Raw genomic sequence first — 21,353 nt, 5'->3', positions numbered from 1 at the left:
ATCTGACGTGTCGATCCGTGGTCAGGCTGGGAGCCCGACATCCCCTGTCCCTCCCGAGGAGTGCCATGACCGTCATCGCAGACGTCGAGACCGATCTCGACCGCACCCGCTTCTTCATCAACGGCGAGTGGGTCGACCCGATCGGCTCCGAGAGCCACCGCGCACTGGAGGCCGCCACCGGCGAGGCACTCGGCACGGCGTCGCTCGGCACGGACGCCGACATCGACCGCGCGGTCAAGGCCGCCCGGGAGGCGCTCGACCACGGCCCCTGGGGTCGTACGACGGCCGCCGAGCGTGCGGCGTACATGCACAAGTTCGCCGACGCCCTCTCGAAGCGGGCCGAGGCGACCTCGACCCTGGTCAGCCGCGAGAACGGCATGCCGATCGGGCTGTCGACCGCCTTCAACGGCGCTGCCCCGGCCGGCCTGCTGCAGATGTATGCCGAGCAGATCAAGACGATGGACCTCGAGGAGGTCCGGCCCAGCGCGTCGGGCTCGACGATCGTGCGACGCGAGCCGGTCGGCGTGGTGGGCGCGATCGCGCCGTGGAACTACCCGCAGGTGCTGGCGATGATGAAGATCGCACCCGCCTTGGCTGCCGGCTGCACGATCGTGCTCAAGCCGTCGCCCGAGACGGCGCTCGACTCCTACGTGATGGGGGACGCCGCCCAGGAGGCCGGGCTCCCGCCCGGCGTGCTCAACATCGTGCTGGCCGACCGGGAGGCTGGCGCCTCGCTGGTCTCGCACCCGCTGGTCGACAAGATCGCCTTCACCGGCTCCACCGAGACCGGTCGGATCATCGGCGCGGAGTGCGGCCGACTCATCCGCCGGATGACCCTGGAGCTGGGAGGCAAGTCGGCGGCGATCTTCCTCGAGGACGGCGACGTCGACACCTTCCTCGGCGGCATCGGGATGGCGTCGTTCATGAACAACAGCCAGACCTGCACGACGCAGTCGCGGATCCTCGCGCCGCGTTCCCGCTACGCCGAGGTGGTCGACGCCCTGGCCGGCTGGACGAACTCGCAGACCGTCGGCAACCCGCTGGACCCGTCGGTCACCATCGGCCCGATGGCCAGCGAGAAGCACCTCGAGCGCGTGCTCGGCTACATCGACGTGGCGAAGAACAGCAACGCGCGCCTGGTCTCCGGTGGTGGTCGCCCGCAGGACCAGGACCGCGGCTGGTTCGTGCAGCCCACCGTCTTCGCCGACGTCGACAACCACGACCGCCTCGCCCGTGAGGAGGTCTTCGGCCCGGTGATGGCGGTGATCCCGTTCGACGACGACGCCGACGCGGTGCGGATCGCCAACGACTCCAACTACGGCCTGGGCGGCTCGGTCTGGAGCACCGACGAGGGGCGCGCCCTCGACGTCGCCCGCCAGGTGCGCACCGGCACGATCGGGCTGAACTACTACAACCTCGACCTCGGTGCGCCGTTCGGCGGCATGAAGGACTCCGGGATCGGGCGCGAGATGGGGCCCGAGGCGATCAACCCGTACCTCGAGTACAAGTCGATCTACGCGAGCGCCGACCACCTCGAGGGCTGACCCTCCGCCGGCGACGACGCCTCCTTCTCCGGGTCCTGCGGGCGCCCGTATGCTCGCGGGACACCGGAGAAGGAGTGTGCGTGACCCTCGACGTCGACGGCGACCTGTTCGACCTCGCCAACTCGCTCGCGGGACTCCTCGGGGCCCCGGTCACCATCGAGGACCGCGACACCATCGTGATCGCCTACTCCGGCGGCAACCAGGACGTCGACGAGGCGCGGATCGGCACGATCCTCGGCCGCCAGGTGCCGGTGCGCTACCGCGAGGCGATCGCCGCCACTGGTGTCTTCGAGAAGCTCCGGACGTCGGACGACGTGATCACCGTCGACCTCCCGGAGGAGCACATGGTCTCGCGTGCCGTGATCGCCGTACGCGACGAGGGCCGGCTGGCCGGCTCGATCTGGGCGGCCATCCCCGGCGGGCCGTCCGCGGCCCAGGCCGAGATCCTCCGCGCAGCCGCGCCCGTCGTGGCCGGCCGGCTGCGCGCCGAGGCCTCCCGGGCGGACCGCAACCGGCGTGAGCGGGTCGCGCTCCTCGACACGCTGCTCGGCGGGGGCGAGGAGGCCGAGGCCGTGGCCGCCGACCGCACGATGCGCGGCGACTGGGCGGTGGTGACGATCCGGAGCGCCGACGACGAAGCGCTCCACCAGGCCGCCGGACCCTTGACGCTGCACCTGGCCGCCATCGCGCCCGGCGCGCTCAGTGCACCGCAGGACCGCAGCATCCGCGGTGTCCTCCCGGCCGGCTCGGCCGCTCGCATCCTCGGCGACTTCCTGCGTCGCTTCGGGGCCCGCGACCGGCTGGCGGTCGGCATCGGCACGCCGGTGGGCCAGGTCGCCGACCTTCCCGAGTCGCGGGTGGTTGCGGACCAGGTTGCCGACGCGCTCGTACGACGCGGGCGGGTCGGTGTGGTCGCCTCGCTCGACGACGTCTTCGCCGACGTGCTGGTCGACCGGCTCGAGGGTTTCCTCAACCTGCACAGGCGATCGAGCCCGTTGACCCGGCTCGCCGATCACGACCGCACGCACGAGGGCGGGTTGGTCGACGCGGTCCGCGCCTTCCTCGACACCGGCGAGATCAGCACGGCGGCCGAGGCGCTGACCGTGCACCCGAACACCGTGCGCAACCGCCTGCGCCGGGCCCGCGAGGCCTGCGGCGTCGACGTCGGTGACCCGGCGGTCCGGCTGGCGCTGATGATCGACCTGCGCGTGGTCCGCTGAGGTCGGTCCCGGCGTGACCGATCAGTCGATGACCGTGATGCGTCCCGCGTAGTCGGACGCGAGCCTGACGTACACCTCGGCGACGTAGTCCTGCCGGATCAGCAGCTGATCGGTGCGCAGGCGCTTCGCGTGCACGGGAAGGTCGGCTGGCGCGAGCTCGGCCAGGCTGGTCAGCGCCGTCGAGTAGTGCCCCACGATGCCCGCCGGCAGCAGGCGGGTCTCCACCGGGACCAGCTCGAGGGGGACGTCGAAGCGGACCACGTCGCAGGTCTCGCTGATCGCCGCCAGCTTGTCGACCGGCTCGCCACGGTGCGCCACGTAGAGCGGCCGGCACCCGGGGTGCAGCTCGCGGGCCGTGTCGATGAGCTCGCGCGCCACCTCGAGGGCGAGCGGCGCGTCCATCAGCCTGACCCGGGCGAAGCCCTGGCCCACGACGAGGACGAGCGAGGAGGACCGTCGCAGGTCGCGGTAGCGCGACTTGAGCCAGGTCCATTCGTTGGCGAGCACGGTGTCCCCGGGCGCGGAGCGCAGGGACTCGGCCATCGAGGTGAAGAACGTGACGTCCGGCTGCGGCATGAAGCCGTCGCGCTCGGCCGCCTCGGTCCACTCGAGGGGTTCGAAGCCCCCCTGCGACCGGTCGATGGCCAGTGTCGACGCGCCGTCGTCGAGCACCACGACGTCGGAGCCGGTCCGCCCGAGCAGCGACGCGACCCGCCACCCGGAGGTGTCGCGGTAGTCGCCGATGACCACCGTGTCGACGGTGCGCTCGTTGCGGGCGATCGCGACCATTTCCTCGGCCACGGGTCCGGTGCTCGGTCCGGGCTTGCGGAACCCGGTCGACTTGCGCAGGTGGAAGGTGAAGCCGCGCAGGTGCATCAGCACGTTCATCGTCGGCCGCAGCATCGACGGGTCCTCCTCCTGCATGGGCAGGAAGACGGTGCCCTTGGTGATGCCGTGCTCGCGGACGTACTCGAACAGCCCGAGGGCCTGGTACGGCGAACCGATCACGGCCAGGATGGAAGGCGTCACGCAGCGGGCCTCAGGTCCGGTCGACGGAGTCGTCGGTGCCCAGGGCGACGTACCGGTTGAGGGCCGCGATCCCGGTCTCGATCTCCGCCTTCCTGGTGTCCTTCGACCACGTGGTGACGTTGCGGGACAGCGCGGTGACCGCCCTGGACTGGGCGGTGGTGTCCTTCGACAGTGCGGTGACGCTCTTCGACACCTTGATGACGCGGCGGTCCGCGGAGGCGACTGCCCGTTCGGTGGCGGCGAACCGGGCCGCGGACTGGCGGGCGTAGCGCATCTGCTGGAGCAGGCCGAGGATCCCGAGGACCACGAGGACCCCGAGGAGTGCACCCACGGCCAGCTCGCCCAGGGCCTCGACGGCCACGGCGGAGACGACCACGACGACGAGCGCGGCGACCACCAGGATTGCCAGCCGTTGCTGCCTGTGGGCGCTCATCGCGGGCTCGAAGCGGTGGGAGTGGGAATCACGCGGACATGCTAGCGGTGGTGCCCACTGGCCCCCGGGCTCGCGGGCCATGGTGAACAATGGCGCGCGATGACTGACCATGCGACGAAGCGACGCGAGGCGCGCGCCGACATCCAGGCCCTCCGCGCGCTCGCGGTCGGCCTGGTCGTGGTCTATCACCTGTTCCCGAGCCGGCTGACCGGTGGCTTCATCGGCGTCGACACGTTCTTCGTGATCTCCGGGTTCCTGATCACCCTGCACCTGGTCGAGAAACCGCCCCGGGGAGGCCGCGACCTGCTCGCGTTCTGGGCCCGCCGGGCCCGTCGGCTGCTGCCTGCCTCCCTGACCGTGCTCGCGGCGACCCTGGGCGCGGCGTGGCTCTTCCTGCCGGAGACCCAGTGGGAGACCACCGCCGTCCACACACGCGCCGCGGCGCTCTACTACGCGAACTGGCAGCTGGCGGCCGACGTGGTCGACTACCTGGCCGCGGAGAACGAGCCCTCGCCGGTCCAGCACTTCTGGTCGCTCGGCGTCGAGGAGCAGTTCTACCTGGGCTGGCCCGTCCTGCTCCTCGCGCTCACCGTGCTCGTGCCGGTCGCCCACCGGCTGCGCGGCTACTGGCTGGGCCTGGGCGCGGTCGTGGTGGCCTCACTGGTCTGGTCGGTCCACCTCACCGCCTCCGAGCCGGCCGCGGCGTACTTCGTCACCTGGACCCGGCTGTGGGAGCTGGGTGCCGGTGGACTGCTCGCCCTCGCCGCCCCGACGGCCCGACGGTGGGCGGAGCAGCGCCCGCGGGGGGCCAACGCCGTCGCCGTGGCCGGCTGGTGCCTCATCCTCGTCACCGCGTTCCTCTACACCGACCGCACACCCTTCCCCGGCTGGCACGCGGCCCTGCCGGTGGTCGGCTCGGCCCTGGTCATCGCCGCCCACTCCCGGATGCGGGTGTACGACGTGCCGGGGGTGCAGTGGCTCGGTGACGTCTCCTACGCGGTCTACCTCTGGCACTGGCCGCTGATCGTCATCGCTCCCATCGCACTGAGCAAGGTGGCAGGGTCGCCCGAACGAGGGTCGCTCGACACGCTCCTGATCCTGGTCGCCACGCTGGTGCTCGCCGGGCTCACCAAGGTGCACATCGAGGACCGCTTCCGCACGCCCACCTGGTCGCGTCGGGCGGTGCCGAGCCTGGTGTCCGGTGGGGTCGGGATGGCTGTCGTCGTGGCGCTGGCCACCTCGCTCGTGGCGACGGTCAACGCGCAGCAGCGCGAGGACCGTACGGCGCTCGAGGCAATCCTCGACGGCAGCGACCCGTGCGCCGGCGCGGGTGCCCTCGACCCGGCGAGGTCGTGCCCGCCCAACGACAACACCGACCTGGTCCCGTCGCCCCTCCTGGCCAGCGAGGACTGGTCGGACGCCTACGACAAGCGCCCCGACGGCCGCAGCTGCTTCGCCGGTTCCTCCAGGTTCAAGGTGGTCGAGTGCACGTTCGGTGATCCCGACGGCACCGTCGACGTCGTCCTGGTCGGCAACTCCCACGCGGGCCAGTGGCTGCCCGCGCTGCAGTCGATCGCGGAGCGTCGCCACTGGAGGATCACGACCTACCTCGCGAGCATGTGCACCGCGGCGGACCTGCCGCAGTACTTCGACACGGAGGGCTCGACGGCCGGCTGCATCGACTGGACCAGGGAGGTCTCCGAGTCCGTCGCCCAGGACAAGCCCGACCTCGTGGTCTTCACGAACCGCACCGGCCGGCCCGCCCTCGACGAGACCTCCGTCGAGGAGAGCGCCCCGAAGTACACGGCCGGTTTCCGCAAGACCCTGGGCGTGCTCACCTCGACCGGTGTGCCGGTGGTCGTCATCCGCGACACCCCCATCCCGATCCAGGACGGCATCGACGACATTCCCGACTGCCTGGCCCTCCACGACGACGATCCCGCGGCGTGCTCGGGTCCGCGGGACGTGTGGGAGTCGGGGGACCCCAGCATCGCGGCCGCCCGGCAGCTCGCCGACCGCGGCGTCTCGATCGCGGACCTGACCGACTCGCTGTGCGACGAGACCACCTGCTGGGGTGCGATCGGCGGGGTGGTCGTCTATGCCGACGGGCACCACCTGACCAACACGTACTCCCACACGCTGGCTCCGCAGCTCGCGCCGTACCTCCTCAAGGCGCTGGGCCGACGCTGAGCCGGGCAGGTCAGGTGGCCGTGGTCAGCAGGTCGGCCAGGCCGGCGCCCACCACGGCCTCGACGAGCCGGAAGTCGTACTCGGTGTCGATGTTGAACGCCTGCGACTCGGGGATCTCGAGTGCCAGGAAGCTGCCCTCGTCGAGCCAGCTGTGCTCCAGCCGGCGGACGAAGTCAGCGCGCCACAGGTAGAAGTTGCCGTTGAGCTTCAGGAAGCTGCGTCCGGCGTCCTGTCGCCGCGTCACGCCGGCGGCCTCGGGGAAGGCCCGACGCAGGGTGCCGGAGGCGTCGACGTCGACGCCGGTCGACATCGGGTCGAACCCGGGCACGGACACGCTGACCACCCCGTCGGTCTCGGGGCGCGAGCCCAGCAGGTCGACGGCCTCGGCCAGGAGTGCCGGGTCCCGCAGCGGGCTGGTCGGTTCGAGCAGGAGCACGGCGTCGTACGGCCTGCCTTCGTCGGACTCGGCGAACGACAGGGCGTGCGCGATCACCGGCCCGGTCGGGGCCGTGTCGGAGGACAGCTCGGCGGGGCGGAGGAACGGGACGTCCGCGCCCAGGGACCGCGACACCGCCGCGATCTGCTCGTCGTCGGTGCTGACCAGGGTGCGGCGTACGGCGGGAACCGTGCGGGCCGCGGCGATCGAGTGGCCGACCAGGGGCACGCCGCCCAGCTCCATCAGGTTCTTGCCGGGCAGGCCGCGGGACCCACCTCGTGCGGGAACCACGGCCAGGATGCGCTCGATCAACTGGGACTCTCCGTTCCGGGACACCGGTTCGCGCCGCCGCGAGACCCGTCCGACCCCGACCCTATGATGGCCCTGCCACGGACCCGTGGCGCCCACGCCCCGATCGCTCGAGACGGAAGCCACGATGATCCACGCCGATGACCGCATCCCCCGGGCGGACGTCGGGTCGACGCTGCTCGAGGCCATCGCCGTCATCGACCGGGGAGCCCTCGGCATCTGCTGCCTGGTCGATGACATCGGCCGCCTGCAGGGCGTGCTGACCGACGGCGACACCCGGCGAGCGCTGATCGCGGGCCACCCGTTGACGGCGCCGGCGATCGACCACGCCACCGCCAGCCCCCACACGGTGGTCGCCGGCACCCCGCGCGCCCACGTGCTCGACCTGATGCACGCCTGGCGGGTCTCGGCCATCCCCGAGGTCGATGCCGCCGGCCTGGTGCACGGCGTCCACGCGCTCTCCGACGTCATCGGACCCCCCGACCTGCCCAACGTCGCCGTGATCATGGCCGGCGGCAAGGGCACCCGGCTCGGCGACCTCACCCGTCATGTCCCGAAGCCGCTGATGACGGTCGCCGGGCGCCCGATCATCGACTGGATCATCCTGGGGCTCGTCGGCGACGGCATCCGCAAGATCCACGTCAGCGTCAACCACCTCGCCGACCAGATCATCGACCATGTCGGCGACGGCAGGCGGCTGGGCGCCGAGGTCGGCTACCTCCGGGAGGATCCCGAGACCCCGCTGGGCACCGGTGGTTCGTTGGCACTCCTCCGAGACCGGCCCACCGAGCCGATGCTGGTGATGAACGGCGACCTCATGGTCGACTTCGACGCCCAGCAGCTGCTCCGGTTCCACACCCAGTCGCAGTCGCGGATCACCGTCGGCGTGCGTCAGTACTCCCACACCGTGCCGTTCGGGGTGGTCGAGCACGACGCCGAGCACCGCATCCAGCAGCTCGTCGAGAAGCCCGACCTGACGGTCTCGATCAACACCGGGGTCTACTGCATCGACCCTGACTTGATCGCGCTCGTCCCACCCGACACGATGAGCCACATGCCTGATCTCGTCCAGCGCTGCCTCGACGACGGTCAGCGGGTCTCTGCCTGGGAACTCTCCTCGGACTGGATCGATGTCGGAACCCCGGCGGACCTCGCCCGGGCGAAAGGAGCCGGATGAGCACGTTGGCCGAGTCCCTCGCGGGGCGCACCGTCCTGGTGACCGGATCGGACGGGTTCATCGGTAGCCACGTCGTCGAGGGCCTGATCGGCCTGGGTGCCCGGGTGAAGGCGTTCGCGCTCTACAACTCGTTCGGGTCACTGGGCTGGCTCGACAGCTCGAAGGTCTTCGCCGCCGCGGTCGAGTCCGGGCAGGCGGAGTTCGTCCTGGGCGACATCCGCGACGCCGAGCACGTCTCGGCCGCCGTCGAGGGTGTCGACGTGGTGCTCCACCTCGCCGCCCTCATCGCGATCCCCTACTCCTACGTGGCGCCGCGGTCGTACGTCGACACCAACGTCACCGGCACCCTCAACGTGCTCGAGGCCGTACGCCGCCACGGCACCCCACGGCTGGTGCACACCTCCACCTCGGAGGTCTACGGAACGCCGCAGACCGTGCCGATCACCGAGGAGCACGCGCTGCGCGGGCAGTCGCCGTACTCCGCCACGAAGATCGCGGCCGACAAGCTCGCCGAGTCCTACGCGCTCTCCTTCGACACCCCGGTCACGATCCTGCGGCCGTTCAACACCTTCGGCCCCCGCCAGTCGGCCCGGGCGGTCATCCCGACCGTCCTGGCCCAGCTGCTGGCCGGCGCCGAAGAGCTGCGCCTCGGCTCGATCACCCCCCAGCGCGACTTCACCTTCGTCACCGACACCGCACTCGGGTTCGCCCGCGCCGCCGTCGCCGACGTCACCCCCGGCACCACAGTCCAGCTCGGCACCGGTCGCACCGTGTCCATCGGCGAGGTCGTCGACATCGCCCGGCGGATCACCGGGTCGAGTGCCAAGGTCGTCGTCGAGGACGAACGGGTCCGCCCGGCAGGGTCCGAGGTCGAGATCCTGCTCTCCGACCCGAGCCTGGCCAAGGAGCTGATCGGCTGGACGCCGCAGGTGGACCTCGAGACCGGCCTGGAGCTCACCCGCGACTGGATCGCCGAGAACGTCGACCTCGCGACGGCTCACCGGTACCACCGATGACCGCACCTCGGGAGCCCAGCGCCCCGGGTGCGCCGGGAGCGGTCGGCACGATTCCGCTGGCCACGCCCAACGTCGGCGAGGCCGAGCGCAACGCCGTGCTCGCGGCAATCGACTCCGGCTTCGTGTCCTCCGTCGGGCCCGAGGTCACCCAGTTCGAGCAGGAGTTCGCCGAGCTGGTCGGGACCAGGCACGCCGTGGCCACGGCGAGCGGGACCGCCGCGCTGCACGTGGCCCTGCGCCTGGCCGGCGTCGGTCCGGGCGACGAGGTCTTCGTCTCCGACTTCACCTTCATCGGCTCGGCCAACCCGGTCGCCTACCTGGGTGCCGACGTCGTGCTGGTCGACTCCGAGCCCGACTCCTGGAACATGGACCCCGAGCTCCTCGAGCAGGAGCTGGACCGCCGTGCGCGGGCCGGTGAGGCCATGCCGCGCGCCATCGAGCTGGTCCACGTCCTCGGGCAGCCGGCCGCCGGACACCGCATCGCCGAGATCGCCCGACGCCACGGCATCGCGCTGGTCGAGGACGCCGCCGAGAGCCTCGGTGCCCGATGGGTCGACGACGACGGAGACGCCGTCCACACCGGCGCCCTCGGCCTGCTGGGTGCGTTCTCCTTCAACGGCAACAAGATCGTCACCGCGGGCGGCGGCGGCATGATCGTCACCGACGACGACGAGCTCGCCCGCCGCGCGCGCCACCTGACCACCCAGGCCAAGGTGCCCGACGTCGGCTACCTGCACGACGAGGTGGGCTACAACTACCGGCTCACCAACCTCGCCGCCGCGCTCGGCCTGGCCCAGCTGCGCCGGCTCGACGAGTTCGTGGCCGCCAAGCGTGACATCGCCGCACGTTACGACGCTGCGTTCGCCGATCTCCCGCTCACCCTGGGCCCCAGGGTGGCCGGCACCGAGTCGACGTACTGGCTCTACTCCGTCCTCGCCGCGGACCAACCCGGCCGCGACGCACTGCTCGAGCACCTCGCGCGGGAGGGTGTCGGAGCCCGCGCACTGTGGCGTCCGCTGCACCAGCAGCCGCCGTTCAGTGGCGCGCGCACGATCGGCGGCGACGTCGCCACCAGCCTGTTCGACCGTGGGCTGTCGCTGCCCTGCTCCACCGACCTGAGCGCCGACGACCACGCGCGCGTCGTGGCCGCGGTGCGGTCGTACTTCAGCTCCTGAGGCTCACCCGTCGACGAAGTGCTTGGCCCGGGCCGGAGGGTCCGCCACGACCACGTCGACGATGCGGCGGGCGGCCGTGCCGTCGCCGTACGGGTTGACCACGCGGGCGGCCCGTTGCCGGAAGCCGTCGTCGAGGACCTGCCGCAACGCGGCGCCGACGGCGGCCTCGCCCTCGTCCGACCAGAGGACGTTGTCGGACCGGAGCCGCCCCTGCTGGCGCAGCCCGACGTCGACGGCCGGTACGCCGACGGACGCCGCCTCGATCACGCCTGACGACGAGTTGCCGACCACCACGTCGCAGGACGCGAGGACGGCGGGGTAGCGCGGGCCCAGCGCCTCGACCACGAGCAGCCGCTCGTCACCCTGGAGGCGGGTCAACGCGGCCAGCACGTCGTCCCGGCCGGCATCCATGCCCGGGTGTGTCGCCACGACCGTGCCGCACACGTCGAGGGTGGCGCGCAGCGCCTCCTCGGCCCACCGGCCGATGTCGTGCGGGGCCGACGCGGTGGGCGGGTGGTAGGTGAACAGGGCCAGGGGGCGCCGCACCGGGACCCCGAGGAGTGCCTCCAGCTCGGCGTCGTCCAACCGGGTCCGTGCCGCGTAGCGGTCGAGCCCGGGCGCCCCGGTGACGTGGATGCGCTCAGGCTCCTCGCCGAGCCGGGCGACCCGCTCCGCGGCGTCCTGCGAGGCGACGCAGTGGACGTCGGCCAGCTTGGTGACGGCATGGCGGACCCGCTCGTCGATCGCCCCGCTGGTGACCTCGCCACCGTGCAGGTGCACGACCGGCACACCGGCCAGCACGAACGGCGGTACGACGTACAGCAGCTCCCACCTGTCACCCAGGACCACGAGGCGGTCCACCGGATGCTCGGCCACCACGCGACCGGCTCCGCTCGACAGGGCGGGACCGTGGCGCAGCTGGGCGGCCAGGTCGACCTCGTCGATCGGGGCGGCCAGGGCGATGACGGAGGAGACCGTGCCCTCGAGTCGGTCCGCCAGGCCGGCGGCGTCGAAGGCCAGGCCGGTGAGCACGACGGTCTCGACCTCGGGGCGGGACGTGAGCTCGGCCAGCACCGGCTGCAACGGCCCGAGGTCGGCACGTGTGCCGACGAAGACCGCGACCTTCACGCGAGCTCCACGTCGGCCGCGGTGATCGGGTCACCGGCACGGACCGGACGGATCACCCGGGCGCCGACGACCGCTGTGCTCGGCGCCAGGCCGTGCTCCGGGCGCAGGGTGACCGCGTCGTCGGGCACCAGCGTGTGTCCGGAGGGCAGGTCGCGCGCGGCGTGCCAGGAGCGGCGTACGAGCGTGGCGTTCTCGACCTCGGCGGGCATCCGTCGCTTCACGCCGTCGCCCAGGGACGCGAAGGCGTCGCGCACCGCGGTCACGTAGTCGGTGAGCTCGTCCGGCTCGAGGCTGGCCGCGTGGTCGGGTCCGGGCAGGGTGCGGTCGGTCGTCACGTGCTTCTCCAGCACGGTGGCGCCCAGCGCGACGGCGGCGACGGCACTGGTCAGCCCCAGCGTGTGGTCGGACCAGCCGACCGGCACCCCGTGCTTCGTGGCGAGCGCCGGGATGACCCGGAGGTTCGCCTCGTCGATCGGGGCGGGGTAGGCGGAGACGCAGTGCAGAAGGGTCACCGACGGTGCCGCGGAGGTGGCCTCGAGAGCTGCCGCGACCTCGGCCTCGTCGCCCATCCCGGTGGACACCAGCAGGGGCAGGCCCAGCTCGGCGAGGGCCCGGAGGAACGGGGTGTTGGTCAGCTCGCCCGACGAGGTCTTGATCGCGGCGACCCCGAGGTCGGCCAGCAGTTGGGCGCTGTCGAGGTCGAACGGCGTGCTCAGGAACGTGAGCCCTTCACCTTCGGCGTGGTCGCGGAGTCGCTCCCACGCCTCGGCCGGCAGGGTCAGCGCCGCGAGGAGCCCCGCCTGGTCCTCCGCGCCGCCCCGGTCCCGCTGGTAGGGGGTGGTCTGCGCGTGCGACGAGACCAGCAGGGCCGGGTCGAAGGTCTGGAACTTGACCGCGTCGGCACCGGACCGGGCGGCCACGTCGATGAGCTCGTGAGCGAGGGCCTCGTCGCCGTTGTGGTTGACGCCGGCCTCGGCGATCACCGTGAGCCGGTCGGCGGGCGGAAAGACTGGGCGCTCGTCGTTCATGACGGGGTCCTCTCGGTGCGGTGGCGTTCCACGGCGGGCACCCCGACGACGCAGGCATTCTCGGGGACGTCGCGGGTCACGACCGCCCCTGCGCCGATCACGGCATGGGCGCCCACGGTGACCCCCGGAAGGATCGTGGCCCCGGACCCGACGAACGTGCCGGCGCCCACGCTCGCCCCGCCGAGGACGACGGCGCCGGGCGCCACGTGGACCCCGTCACCGAGGGTCACGTCGTGCTCGACGACGGCCGCCGTGTTGACGATGACACCGCGTCCGACGCGGGCACCCGGGCCGACATGGGCGTGGTGCAGCACCACCGACGAGCCGCCGAGCGTGACGTCGGCGGACACGGTCGAGGTGCTGGCCGCTGCGGAGAACAACAGGTCGGGTGGCAGCTGGTCGATCACCTCGAGCCGACGGCGGTTCTCGCCGATCGTGACGACCAGGCGTCGGTCCTGCTGCTGGGCCAGCGCGATCGCGTCGGCGTCGGAGTCGAGGACGTCGACCGACCACTCCCGGGTCGAGACGCCCACGACGGCGACCAGCTCGGCCACTCCGAGCAGGGCGTGGGCGACGCTGGCCGCGTGGCCGCCGGCCCCCACGGAGATCCAGGGGGTCAGCACGGCAACGGGTTCGGACGACACGGCCCGAGTCTAGGGCCGGTGCCGAGGGTGTCGAGACGGCCTCGTTCCTCGGCCCGCTCGACCACCGCAGGGAGCGTTGGCCGATTGCACAAGGGAAGTGGCGGAACCGTGGAGGTTCGGGCAGCCCGGAGGGGCGTGGACTTCGCCAGACTCGTGGACATGGCTGAGCACCCTGAACACGTGGTCGTCGTCGGCGCCGGGATGGTCGGTCTCTCGACCGCCTGGTACCTCCAGCAGGAGGGCGTCAAGGTCACCGTCGTCGACCGGTACGGCGTGGCCGCCGGCTCCTCGTGGGGCAACGCCGGATGGCTCGCGCCCGCCCTGACCCTGCCGCTGCCGGAGCCGGCCATGCTCAGGACCGGCATCCTCGCGACGCTGAAGCCCGACTCCCCGGTCTACGTGCCGTTCCGCGCGGACCCGCGTCTCGTCCAGTTCCTCCTCGGCTTCGCCCGCCACTGCACGGAAGGTCACTGGGGCAAGGCGATCGAGGTCTTCAACCGGGCCAACGCCGGCGCCCTGGCGGCGTACGACGAGCTCACCGAGCACGACGGCACCGGACGCGTCGAGGAGCCGACCCTGAACGCCGAGCCGTTCCTGGCCGGCTTCGTCTCCGACGCGGACCGCGCCGTCCTGGTCGAGGAGTTCCGGCACGTCGCCCAGACCGGCGGCCTCACCGACTTCGAGCTGCTCGACGGCGACGACCTGCACACCCTGGAGCCGTCGCTCGGCAAGGTCGTCACGCACGGCGCCCGCCTGCACGGCCAGCGCTACCTCAACCCCGGTCGCTTCGTGCACGCCCTCGCCGAGGCGGTGCAGGCCCGCGGCGGCGAGATCGTCGACGGCCAGCAGGTCACCGGCGTGAGCCAGCGCGGTGCACGGGTGCTGGTGGCCAGCAGGGGCCGCGAGTCGATCGTCGCGGACGCCGTCGTGCTCGCCAACGGCAGCTGGCTAGGCGAGCTGGCCCGCCCCCACGGCGTGCGCAAGGTGGTGCAGGCCGGCCGCGGCTACAGCTTCACCGTGCACCCCGACCACGTGCCGACCGGTCCGGTCTACTTCCCGACCCAGCGGGTCGCGTGCACGCCGCTCGGCAAGCCCGAGGAGGGCCTGCGGGTGGCCGGCATGATGGAGTTCCGCAGCCCCGACGACCCGCTCGACCAGCGCCGCATCCAGGCCATCGTCGACGCGGCCACCCCGATGTTCACCGGTGTCGACTGGTCGCAGCGGCACGACGAGTGGGTCGGCTCGCGGCCGTGCACCACCGACGGCCTGCCGCTGGTCGGGGCCAGCCGCTCCGACCGGGTCTTCGTCGCCGGCGGTCACGGCATGTGGGGCGTGGCGCTGGGGCCGTTGACCGGCAAGCTGCTGGCCGGCCGGATCGCGGGCAGCTCCACCGCCGGTGACCGCGACCTGCTGAGCGCCTTCGACCCCCTGCGGAAGTAGCATCGGGGGAGTGACCCTCCCCGATCTCACTGGCGATCTCACCGGCGCCCAGCTCAGCGCGGCCGGTGTCGAACGCGCCGCCGACGTGCTGCGCCCGGTGGTCCGGCGTACGCCGTTGGAGCTGAGCGTGCGGCTCAGCGAACGGGCCGGTGTGCCCGTGCTGCTCAAGCGTGAGGACCAGCAGCTCTCCCGCTCCTACAAGATCCGCGGTGCGCACCACCTGATCGCCGGGCTCACTGACGCCGAGCGCGAACGCGGTGTGGTCTGCGCCAGTGCCGGCAACCACGGACAGGGTCTCGCACTGAGCTGCGCCACGTTGGGCATCCACGGGCGGGTCGTCGTACCCCAGAACACCCCGCGGCAGAAGCGGCAGCGCATCCTCGCGCTCGGTGAGGGCCTGGTCGAGCTGGTCATGGTCGGCAGCTCGTACGACGAGGCGAGCGCGGCCGCCCACGCCGACGCGGAGCAGTCCGGTGCGGTCTACGTGCACCCGTTCGACGACCCGCGCACGATCGTCGGGCAGGGCACCATCGGGCCCGAGCTGGTCGAGCAGGCCCTCGAGGCCGGCCACGATCTCGGCACCGTGGTGGTGCCGATCGGCGGCGGCGGACTCATCTCCGGCATCGCGCTGTGGCTGCGTGAGCGGCACCCCGACATCCGCATCGTCGGCGCCGAGCCCGCGGGGGCGGCCAGCATGAGCGCCGCACTGGGCCACGGGGCGCCGATCGGGCTGACCGAGCTCGACACCTTCATCGACGGCGCCGCGGTCGGCCGCGTGGGCGACCTGACCTACCCGATCGTGCGCGACCTGGTCGACGAGGTGGTGACCGTGCCCGAGGGGGCGGTGTGCACCGAGATGCTCGCGCTCTACCAGACCGAGGGCGTCATCGCGGAGCCCGCCGGTGCCCTGGCCAGCGCGGCCGTCTCCCGCATCGACGCGGGCGGCCGGGCGGTCGCGGCGATCGTGTCGGGCGGCAACAACGACGTCAGTCGCTACGCCGAGATCGTCGAGCGCTCGCTGCTCCACGAGGGGCTGCGGCACTACTTCCTGGTGACCTTCCCCCAGGAGCCTGGCGCGCTGCGGCACTTCCTCGAGGACGTCCTGATCGAGGGCGCGGACATCGTGGTCTTCGAGTACGTCAAGAAGAACAACCGCGAGACCGGGCCGGCCCTGGTCGGCATCGAGCTCGAGCGCGCCACCGATCTCGCCGAGCTGATGGAGCGCATGACGGCGAGCCCGTTGACCATCGAGCTGGTCCCGCCGGGGTCCCCGGTGTTCAGCTTCCTGCTCTGAGCCTCGCTGAGTTGCCCGAAGCCCTTGGCCTGCTCCCGGGAAGGGAGAAGACTGACCACTGAAGGGCGCGGTCTCGCGCCCCGGCGGTTCCGGCCAGGAAGGAGCGAACTGTGATGACAGGGATGCATGCGGGTGCGGGGGACCGGCTGATCGTGCACAGCGGGCACGTCGGCGAAGCGGAGCGTGAGGCGGAGATCCTCGAGGCGCGCGGATCGGAGGGCACCCCGCCCTTCCTCGTGCGCTGGACGGACGGGCACGAGTCACTCGTCTACCCGGGGCCGGACGCGCAGGTGCGGCCGGCAGGACAGGACCTGCCGCAGGAGTGACGGATGGTCAGGCCTCGTCGCCCGGAAGGTGCGGGTCGGCGAGGAGGTACTGCGCCAGCTTGCCGTCGTGGTCGCGGTCGTGCGGCTTGACCGGCTCGGGGATCATCCGGCCCTCGGTGGTGTCCCAGAAGTGGTCGACGCCCAGGCAGATGCGCCGGGCCACCTTGCCGGGCAGGCCGAGGTGCGGCACGTAGGGGTGGGGTCGCGTGGGCGAGTGCAGCTCCGCACCGTAGACGCGGTCGGCCAGGTCGGAGCGCGCCTCTGAGGTGGTGTGTTCGACGAGGGCGGTGACCACTTCCTCCTCGAGCGCCATGAACTCGTCGAAGCGCCGGTGCAGGTCGGCCCAGATGTCGTGCCACGGGCGGTGGATCGCGTGCGCCTCGCCGTACAGCTTGGCCTTGGTCTGGGCCATGGCGTACTCGAGGTCGCGGCTGGTGCGGGAGAACCGGTGGGCGACGTCGTTGCCGTCAGGCAGTCGCCGTCGTGCGGCCGGCACGAGCACGGCGTTCGCCGCGGCGAGGTGTCGGCTCGCGCTGGCCAGGAAGGTGTCCGTGGCAGGGAAGCGGTCGCGCGGCCTGTCGTGTGTCGGCTTGTGCCACTCAGCGGTGGAGAGCCGTTCGTCGAGGACGTCGTGCGTGGCCTTGATGCTGTGCAGAAGCTTGTCGTGCATGGCCGTCATCTCCAGGGTCCCGAGCGAGCATGCGCTGTGCTCCCTTCCAGTGTGCGTCGCCGTACGCCGGAAGGGAAGGCACAGGCGCAGTGCCCGGCCCGTGGGAACTCAGCCCTCTTCGAACTCGGCCTGCTCGAGGAACTCCGCGGCCACCTTCAGCAGCTGTACGGCGACCTCGGGGTCGAGGCCGGCCATGGTGACCTTCAGCCCGAGGTCGGAGCTCGGGTCGAGGTTCCAGTCCTCGTCGTCCTCGGCCGCCTGCGGCTGGCTGAAGTCGACCAGCTCGAGGAACATCCCCGGCTTCTCGCCACCGAGGGCGACGACGTGCAGCGACTCCGGGTCGCCGATGAACCGGGCTCCGACGCTGAGGGTTGCTTCGACTTCTTCTTCGTCGCTCATGGGTCCGCCTCCCGGACTCGAGGGTGTTTGTGAGGAGACTAGCGACGTTGCGAAACCGACCGTGGGAGACGTCGGTCGTCGAGCCCTGGGGGTTCGGTTGTCGAGCTTGTCGAGACACGGTTGTCGAGCTTGTCGAGACATAGAACGTGTTCTAGGTTGGCTCGCATGAGCACTGAACCCCTGCGCGTCGTCGGCTGGTCCACCGGAACGGTCGGCCGCCATGTCATCGCCGGCATCGACCGGCACCCCGATCTCGAGCTGGTCGGGGTCTGGGTCTCCGGTCCGGAGAAGGACGGCCAGGACGTCGGGCGACTGGCCGGGCTCGACCGCGACCTCGGCGTCACCGCGACCACCGACCGCGACGCGTTGATCGCGCTGGCGCCGGACGCGATCGTGCACACCGCGATGACCGACGACCGCATCTTCGAGGCGATCGAGGACCTCCAGGCATTCGTCGCGGCCGGCATCAACGTGGTCTCCAGCGGACCGGTGCTGCTGCAGTACCCGTACGGCGTGCTGTGGGACGAGGCGCTCAGCTCCCTCGAGAAGGCCTGCGCCGAGGGCGGTGCGAGCCTGCACGTCAACGGCATCGACCCGGGATTCGCCAACGACGTGCTGCCACTGGTGATGACGTCGCTCTCGCAGCGCATCGACCAGGTGAAGGTCAGCGAGATCGCCGACTACTCGACGTACTACCAACCCGTCGTCATGCGCGACATCTTCGGTTTCGGCAAGCCGGTCGACGCCGACGACGTGATGCTGTGGCAGCCCGGAATCCTCAGCATGGGTTGGGGATCCGTGGTCCGGCAGATCGCCGCCGGGCTCGGGGTCACGCTCGACGAGCCGCTCACCGAGACCGTCGACCGGCGTCCGGCGCCGGTCGACACCGAGACCGTCTCGGTCGACATCGCCGCCGGCACGATGGGGGCAGTGAGGTTCCAGGTCATCGGCCGCGTCGACGGCGAGGACAAGATCGTCCTCGAGCACATCACGCGCACCGCCGAGGACCAGGTGCCCGAGTGGCCGACCCCGCCCGAGGGTGGCGGCTGCTACCGCGTCGAGATCACCGGTCAGCCGATGATGAAGGTCGACTTCACGCACCGTGGTGAGGACGGCGACCACAACGTCTCGGGCATGGTCACCACCGCACAGCGTCTGGTGAACTCGGTGTCCTCCGTGGTCGCGGCGGAGCCCGGCATCGTCACCGCGCTGGACCTGCTCCACGTGACCGGCAAGGGGCTCGTCTCTTGAGCATCCTCGACAGGTTCACCGTCACCGACCACGTCGCGGTCGTCACCGGGGCCGGTCGCGGGATCGGTGCGGCCACCGCCGTCGCACTCGCACAGGCGGGCGCCGACGTGCTGATCGCGGCCCGGCACGCAGACCAGCTGGAGGCGGTCGCCGATCTGGTGCGTGGTGCGGGGCGCCGTGCGGTCGTCGTACCGGCGGACCTGTCGGACACCGACGCGGCCGCGGGCCTCGCGCAGGCGGCGTACGACGCGTTCGGCCGACTCGACATCGTGGTCAACAACGTCGGCGGCACCATCCCGAACGCCTTCCTCGACACCGACGTGGCCTACCTGGAGGAGGCGTTCCACTTCAACGTCAGCACGGCGCACGCGCTGAGCCGGGCGGCCGTGCCGCTGATGCTGACCGGTCCGCCGGAAGCGCAGAGGTCGATCGTCTCGATCAGCTCGATGATGGGGCGCGCGTCGGGTCGGGGCTACCTCGCCTACGGCACCGCCAAGGCGGCGCTGGCGCACTGGACCCGGCTGGCGGCCACCGACCTGGCCCCGCGCATCCGGGTCAACGGCGTCTTCGTCGGCTCGGTGATGACCAGCGCGCTGGAGTTCGTCGCCGGCGTGCCCGAGATGATGGAGCAGCTGGAGACCCGGACCCCGTTGGGCCGGGTGGGGGAGCCCGAGGACATCGCCGCCGGCGTCGTCTACCTGGCGTCGAGGGCCGGTCAGTACGTCACCGGGAAGCTGCTCGAGATCGACGGCGGCATCCAGCAGCCGAACCTCGATCTCGGTGTGCCGGACGTCACCTGAAGTGACCCGGCGGTACGTGACATGGTGGCCCGATGACTGACTGGACCGAGCCGGGAGCGTTCGAGGTCGCCCCCGGCGTGCACCGCATCCCGCTGCCCCTGCCGATGGACGGGCTGCGTGCGGTCAACGTCTACGCGATCGACACCGGCGACGGGCTGACCCTGATCGACGGCGGCTGGGCGATCGAGGAGTCGCGCACCCTGCTGGAGAAGTCACTGGCCTCGATCGACCGCCAGGTCTCCGACATCACCCGGTTCCTGGTCACGCACGTGCACCGCGACCACTACACGCAGGCCGTGACCGTGCGCCGTGAGTTCGGCTCGCACGTCTCGCTCGGCATCGGCGACAAGCCGACCCTCGACCTGATCCACGACCCCGACGTCGAGGAAGACCCGTACGTCGAGGTGCTGCGCACCTCCGGCGCGGGCCAGATGGCCACCGACTGGGGCACCTACACGGCCGAGATGACTCCCGACCTGACCCTGTGGGAGGCACCTGACACCTGGCTCAGCGGCGACCACGAGATCGCGGTCGGGCAGCGCACTCTCGAGGCGGTCTCGACGCCCGGTCACACCCAGGGCCACTACGTCTTCGCCGACCACGGCGACGGGCTGCTCTTCGCCGGCGACCACGTGCTGCCGACGATCACTCCCTCGATCGGCTTCGAGCCCAAGCTGGCCGGCCAGCCGCTCGGCGACTTCCTGAACTCGCTGGCGAAGGTGCGCGCGATGCCCGACCTGCGGCTGCTGCCCGCGCACGGTGCGGTCACCGGCTCGACCCATGCGCGGGTCGACGAGCTGACCGCACACCACGACGTACGACTCGACCTCTGTCGCGAAGCGGTCGCCGCCGAGCCGGCGTCGTCGTACGACGTGGCCGCCCGGCTGCCTTGGACCCGTCACGAGCGGAAGCTGAAGGACCTCGACCTCTTCAACTCGGCGCTGGCCACCCTCGAGACCCGGGCCCACCTCGAGCTGCTCGTCGCTCGCGGCGAGATGACCCGCACCCTCACCGACGGCGTCCACATCTACGCGATCCCCTGATGTAACGCGGGGTTACGGTCGCTCCACACGCGTTGTGACGCGTGCGAACCGTCAACAGCACCGCACAAGTCCGGACCCCTTCACAGGCTGACCCTTCACAGGCTGACCTGTCACAGATCCGGGACGGCCGGTGTCTTCATGGGCGAACGGGCTCCAGCAGGTGGGGCCCCGGGTCTCCGCAGGAGGAGCCATGCCCAGCAAGACGCCCAGCAAGACGACCAGCAAGACGACCAGCAACTTCCGGATCCCCAAGGCCGAGCTCGACGGCATCTACGGCCGGATGCTCAGCGGCTACGCCAAGCGGACGTACGGCGAGGTGCCCGACTTCGCCTACGTGATGTACCACCACAAGCCGTTGACCAAGGCGATCCTTTCGTTCGAGGGCAAGGTCGCGAAGTTCAGCGCCCTCGACCCCAACCTGAAGTCGTACGCCGAGATGGCCAGCGCGGCGATGATCGGGTGCAGCTGGTGCATGGACTTCGGCTACTTCATGGCCCACAACAAGGGGCTCGACGAGGCCAAGATCCGCCAGGTGCCGGTGTGGCGCGACAGCGACGTCTTCACCCCGCTCGAGCGCGACGTCCTGGAGTACGCCGAGGCGATGACCGCCACACCGCCCGAGGTCGACGACGAGATGGTCGACAACCTGCACCGCCAGCTGGGTGTCGAGGCCACCGTCGAGCTGACCGCGATGATCTCGTTGGAGAACATGCGCTCGCGCACCAACGCCGCGATGGGACTCGCCTCGCAGGGTTACTCGGACACGTGCGAACTGGCACCCTTGGCACGGTGAGACCACCC

Annotated in this window: 21 protein-coding genes; 13 read left to right on the top strand and 8 right to left on the bottom strand. The window is 71.4% G+C overall.

The window, feature by feature from the left end:
* Nucleotides 1-65 precede the first annotated feature (65 nt).
* Both ASH02_RS16120 and ASH02_RS16115 read left to right on the top strand, forming a co-directional pair.
* A complete protein-coding gene (locus ASH02_RS16120; RefSeq protein WP_056688887.1) occupies nucleotides 66-1,544 on the top strand; it encodes an aldehyde dehydrogenase in 1,479 nt (492 codons plus the stop codon).
* Between the two features lie 80 nt (nucleotides 1,545-1,624).
* Nucleotides 1,625-2,764: a PucR family transcriptional regulator gene (locus ASH02_RS16115; RefSeq protein WP_057295069.1), complete on the top strand. Its 1,140-nt coding sequence runs from the start codon at nucleotides 1,625-1,627 to the stop codon at nucleotides 2,762-2,764.
* A 21-nt stretch (nucleotides 2,765-2,785) separates the two neighbouring features.
* Here ASH02_RS16115 and ASH02_RS16110 read toward each other — a convergent pair whose 3' ends face one another.
* Both ASH02_RS16110 and ASH02_RS16105 read right to left on the bottom strand, forming a co-directional pair.
* The gene (locus ASH02_RS16110) at nucleotides 2,786-3,793 is read right to left on the bottom strand and encodes a hypothetical protein (RefSeq protein WP_057295068.1); all 1,008 of its coding nucleotides are present in this window, start codon (nucleotides 3,791-3,793) and stop codon (nucleotides 2,786-2,788) included.
* A 10-nt stretch (nucleotides 3,794-3,803) separates the two neighbouring features.
* On the bottom strand, nucleotides 3,804-4,226 hold the full coding sequence (locus ASH02_RS16105; protein ID WP_057295067.1) for a hypothetical protein: 423 nt from the start codon (nucleotides 4,224-4,226) through the stop codon (nucleotides 3,804-3,806).
* Nucleotides 4,227-4,325: 99 nt separating this feature from the next.
* On the opposite strand from ASH02_RS16105, the gene ASH02_RS16100 reads away from it, so the two are divergent.
* A complete protein-coding gene (locus ASH02_RS16100) occupies nucleotides 4,326-6,416 on the top strand; it encodes an acyltransferase family protein (protein ID WP_057295066.1) in 2,091 nt (696 codons plus the stop codon).
* A gap of 10 nt (nucleotides 6,417-6,426) precedes the next feature.
* On the opposite strand, the gene ASH02_RS16095 is transcribed toward ASH02_RS16100, so the two are convergent.
* Nucleotides 6,427-7,164: an acylneuraminate cytidylyltransferase family protein gene (locus ASH02_RS16095; protein WP_056688872.1), complete on the bottom strand. Its 738-nt coding sequence runs from the start codon at nucleotides 7,162-7,164 to the stop codon at nucleotides 6,427-6,429.
* 124 nt (nucleotides 7,165-7,288) lie between these two features.
* Between ASH02_RS16095 and ASH02_RS16090 the strand changes: the two genes are divergently transcribed.
* From ASH02_RS16090 to ASH02_RS16080, 3 genes are read left to right on the top strand one after another with little or no spacing between them, the layout of a single operon-like run.
* Entirely contained in the window at nucleotides 7,289-8,338 is a 1,050-nt protein-coding gene (locus ASH02_RS16090) for a nucleotidyltransferase family protein (protein ID WP_057295065.1), read from the top strand.
* Nucleotides 8,335-9,354, top strand: coding sequence for a GDP-mannose 4,6-dehydratase (locus tag ASH02_RS16085; RefSeq protein WP_057295064.1), 1,020 nt, complete (start codon nucleotides 8,335-8,337; stop codon nucleotides 9,352-9,354). Before ASH02_RS16090 ends, ASH02_RS16085 begins: the two co-directional genes overlap by 4 nt.
* Nucleotides 9,351-10,529 carry an aminotransferase class I/II-fold pyridoxal phosphate-dependent enzyme gene (locus ASH02_RS16080; RefSeq protein WP_057295063.1) on the top strand — a complete coding sequence of 393 codons (1,179 nt, stop codon included), beginning with the start codon at nucleotides 9,351-9,353 and terminating at the stop codon, nucleotides 10,527-10,529. The genes ASH02_RS16085 and ASH02_RS16080 overlap by 4 nt, the downstream gene beginning before the upstream one ends.
* A 3-nt stretch (nucleotides 10,530-10,532) precedes the next feature.
* Here the strand turns inward: ASH02_RS16080 and neuC are convergent, their stop codons facing one another.
* From neuC to ASH02_RS16065, 3 genes are read right to left on the bottom strand one after another with little or no spacing between them, the layout of a single operon-like run.
* Complete coding sequence (neuC, locus tag ASH02_RS16075; protein WP_082620910.1) at nucleotides 10,533-11,657, bottom strand: UDP-N-acetylglucosamine 2-epimerase; 1,125 nt, start codon at nucleotides 11,655-11,657, stop codon at nucleotides 10,533-10,535.
* Entirely contained in the window at nucleotides 11,654-12,685 is a 1,032-nt protein-coding gene (locus tag ASH02_RS16070; protein ID WP_057295062.1) for an N-acetylneuraminate synthase family protein, read from the bottom strand. Before ASH02_RS16070 ends, neuC begins: the two co-directional genes overlap by 4 nt.
* A complete protein-coding gene (locus ASH02_RS16065) occupies nucleotides 12,682-13,329 on the bottom strand; it encodes an acetyltransferase (protein WP_156409783.1) in 648 nt (215 codons plus the stop codon). The genes ASH02_RS16070 and ASH02_RS16065 overlap by 4 nt, the downstream gene beginning before the upstream one ends.
* A gap of 159 nt (nucleotides 13,330-13,488) precedes the next feature.
* On the opposite strand from ASH02_RS16065, the gene ASH02_RS16060 reads away from it, so the two are divergent.
* The 3 genes from ASH02_RS16060 to ASH02_RS16050 all read left to right on the top strand — a co-directional run bounded on the left by ASH02_RS16060 (nucleotide 13,489) and on the right by ASH02_RS16050 (nucleotide 16,389).
* Nucleotides 13,489-14,769, top strand: coding sequence for an NAD(P)/FAD-dependent oxidoreductase (locus ASH02_RS16060; protein WP_057295167.1), 1,281 nt, complete (start codon nucleotides 13,489-13,491; stop codon nucleotides 14,767-14,769).
* Between the two features lie 10 nt (nucleotides 14,770-14,779).
* On the top strand, nucleotides 14,780-16,063 hold the full coding sequence (gene ilvA, locus ASH02_RS16055) for a threonine ammonia-lyase IlvA (protein ID WP_057295061.1): 1,284 nt from the start codon (nucleotides 14,780-14,782) through the stop codon (nucleotides 16,061-16,063).
* Nucleotides 16,064-16,176: 113 nt separating this feature from the next.
* Nucleotides 16,177-16,389, top strand: a complete 213-nt coding sequence (locus ASH02_RS16050; protein ID WP_235529973.1) for a DUF1918 domain-containing protein — start codon at nucleotides 16,177-16,179, stop codon at nucleotides 16,387-16,389.
* A 7-nt stretch (nucleotides 16,390-16,396) separates the two neighbouring features.
* On the opposite strand, the gene ASH02_RS16045 is transcribed toward ASH02_RS16050, so the two are convergent.
* Nucleotides 16,397-17,059, bottom strand: a complete 663-nt coding sequence (locus ASH02_RS16045; protein WP_056688853.1) for a hypothetical protein — start codon at nucleotides 17,057-17,059, stop codon at nucleotides 16,397-16,399.
* A gap of 108 nt (nucleotides 17,060-17,167) precedes the next feature.
* On the bottom strand, nucleotides 17,168-17,458 hold the full coding sequence (locus tag ASH02_RS16040; RefSeq protein WP_056688847.1) for a hypothetical protein: 291 nt from the start codon (nucleotides 17,456-17,458) through the stop codon (nucleotides 17,168-17,170).
* A 165-nt stretch (nucleotides 17,459-17,623) separates the two neighbouring features.
* Between ASH02_RS16040 and ASH02_RS16035 the strand changes: the two genes are divergently transcribed.
* The 4 genes from ASH02_RS16035 to ASH02_RS27075 all read left to right on the top strand — a co-directional run bounded on the left by ASH02_RS16035 (nucleotide 17,624) and on the right by ASH02_RS27075 (nucleotide 21,345).
* Nucleotides 17,624-18,709, top strand: coding sequence for an NAD(P)H-dependent amine dehydrogenase family protein (locus ASH02_RS16035; RefSeq protein WP_057295060.1), 1,086 nt, complete (start codon nucleotides 17,624-17,626; stop codon nucleotides 18,707-18,709).
* Nucleotides 18,706-19,509 carry an SDR family oxidoreductase gene (locus ASH02_RS16030; protein ID WP_082620909.1) on the top strand — a complete coding sequence of 268 codons (804 nt, stop codon included), beginning with the start codon at nucleotides 18,706-18,708 and terminating at the stop codon, nucleotides 19,507-19,509. The genes ASH02_RS16035 and ASH02_RS16030 overlap by 4 nt, the downstream gene beginning before the upstream one ends.
* Nucleotides 19,510-19,541: 32 nt before the next feature.
* Nucleotides 19,542-20,552: an MBL fold metallo-hydrolase gene (locus ASH02_RS16025; RefSeq protein WP_056688842.1), complete on the top strand. Its 1,011-nt coding sequence runs from the start codon at nucleotides 19,542-19,544 to the stop codon at nucleotides 20,550-20,552.
* Between the two features lie 190 nt (nucleotides 20,553-20,742).
* Nucleotides 20,743-21,345: a carboxymuconolactone decarboxylase family protein gene (locus tag ASH02_RS27075; RefSeq protein WP_056688839.1), complete on the top strand. Its 603-nt coding sequence runs from the start codon at nucleotides 20,743-20,745 to the stop codon at nucleotides 21,343-21,345.
* The last annotated feature ends 8 nt before the right edge of the window (nucleotides 21,346-21,353 follow it).

It is taken from the genome of Nocardioides sp. Soil796, from assembly GCF_001429525.1.
GTDB lineage: Bacteria > Actinomycetota > Actinomycetes > Propionibacteriales > Nocardioidaceae > Nocardioides.
Note: the sequence above shows the minus strand (reverse complement) of the source record. Positions and strands in the feature narration are given on the sequence as shown.

What these genes read in the sequence shown, in the direction of transcription:
- ASH02_RS16120 (WP_056688887.1), top strand. Translation starts at nt 66, where the DNA reads ATGACCGTCATCGCAGACGTCGAGACCGATCTCGACCGCACCCGCTTC.
- ASH02_RS16105 (WP_057295067.1), bottom strand. Translation starts at nt 4,226, where the DNA reads ATGAGCGCCCACAGGCAGCAACGGCTGGCAATCCTGGTGGTCGCCGCG.
- ASH02_RS16100 (WP_057295066.1), top strand. Translation starts at nt 4,326, where the DNA reads ATGACTGACCATGCGACGAAGCGACGCGAGGCGCGCGCCGACATCCAG.
- ASH02_RS16090 (WP_057295065.1), top strand. Translation starts at nt 7,289, where the DNA reads ATGATCCACGCCGATGACCGCATCCCCCGGGCGGACGTCGGGTCGACG.
- ASH02_RS16085 (WP_057295064.1), top strand. Translation starts at nt 8,335, where the DNA reads ATGAGCACGTTGGCCGAGTCCCTCGCGGGGCGCACCGTCCTGGTGACC.
- ASH02_RS16080 (WP_057295063.1), top strand. Translation starts at nt 9,351, where the DNA reads ATGACCGCACCTCGGGAGCCCAGCGCCCCGGGTGCGCCGGGAGCGGTC.
- ASH02_RS16070 (WP_057295062.1), bottom strand. Translation starts at nt 12,685, where the DNA reads ATGAACGACGAGCGCCCAGTCTTTCCGCCCGCCGACCGGCTCACGGTG.
- ASH02_RS16060 (WP_057295167.1), top strand. Translation starts at nt 13,489, where the DNA reads ATGGCTGAGCACCCTGAACACGTGGTCGTCGTCGGCGCCGGGATGGTC.
- ASH02_RS16050 (WP_235529973.1), top strand. Translation starts at nt 16,177, where the DNA reads ATGACAGGGATGCATGCGGGTGCGGGGGACCGGCTGATCGTGCACAGC.
- ASH02_RS16045 (WP_056688853.1), bottom strand. Translation starts at nt 17,059, where the DNA reads ATGCACGACAAGCTTCTGCACAGCATCAAGGCCACGCACGACGTCCTC.
- ASH02_RS16040 (WP_056688847.1), bottom strand. Translation starts at nt 17,458, where the DNA reads ATGAGCGACGAAGAAGAAGTCGAAGCAACCCTCAGCGTCGGAGCCCGG.
- ASH02_RS16035 (WP_057295060.1), top strand. Translation starts at nt 17,624, where the DNA reads ATGAGCACTGAACCCCTGCGCGTCGTCGGCTGGTCCACCGGAACGGTC.
- ASH02_RS16025 (WP_056688842.1), top strand. Translation starts at nt 19,542, where the DNA reads ATGACTGACTGGACCGAGCCGGGAGCGTTCGAGGTCGCCCCCGGCGTG.
- ASH02_RS27075 (WP_056688839.1), top strand. Translation starts at nt 20,743, where the DNA reads ATGCCCAGCAAGACGCCCAGCAAGACGACCAGCAAGACGACCAGCAAC.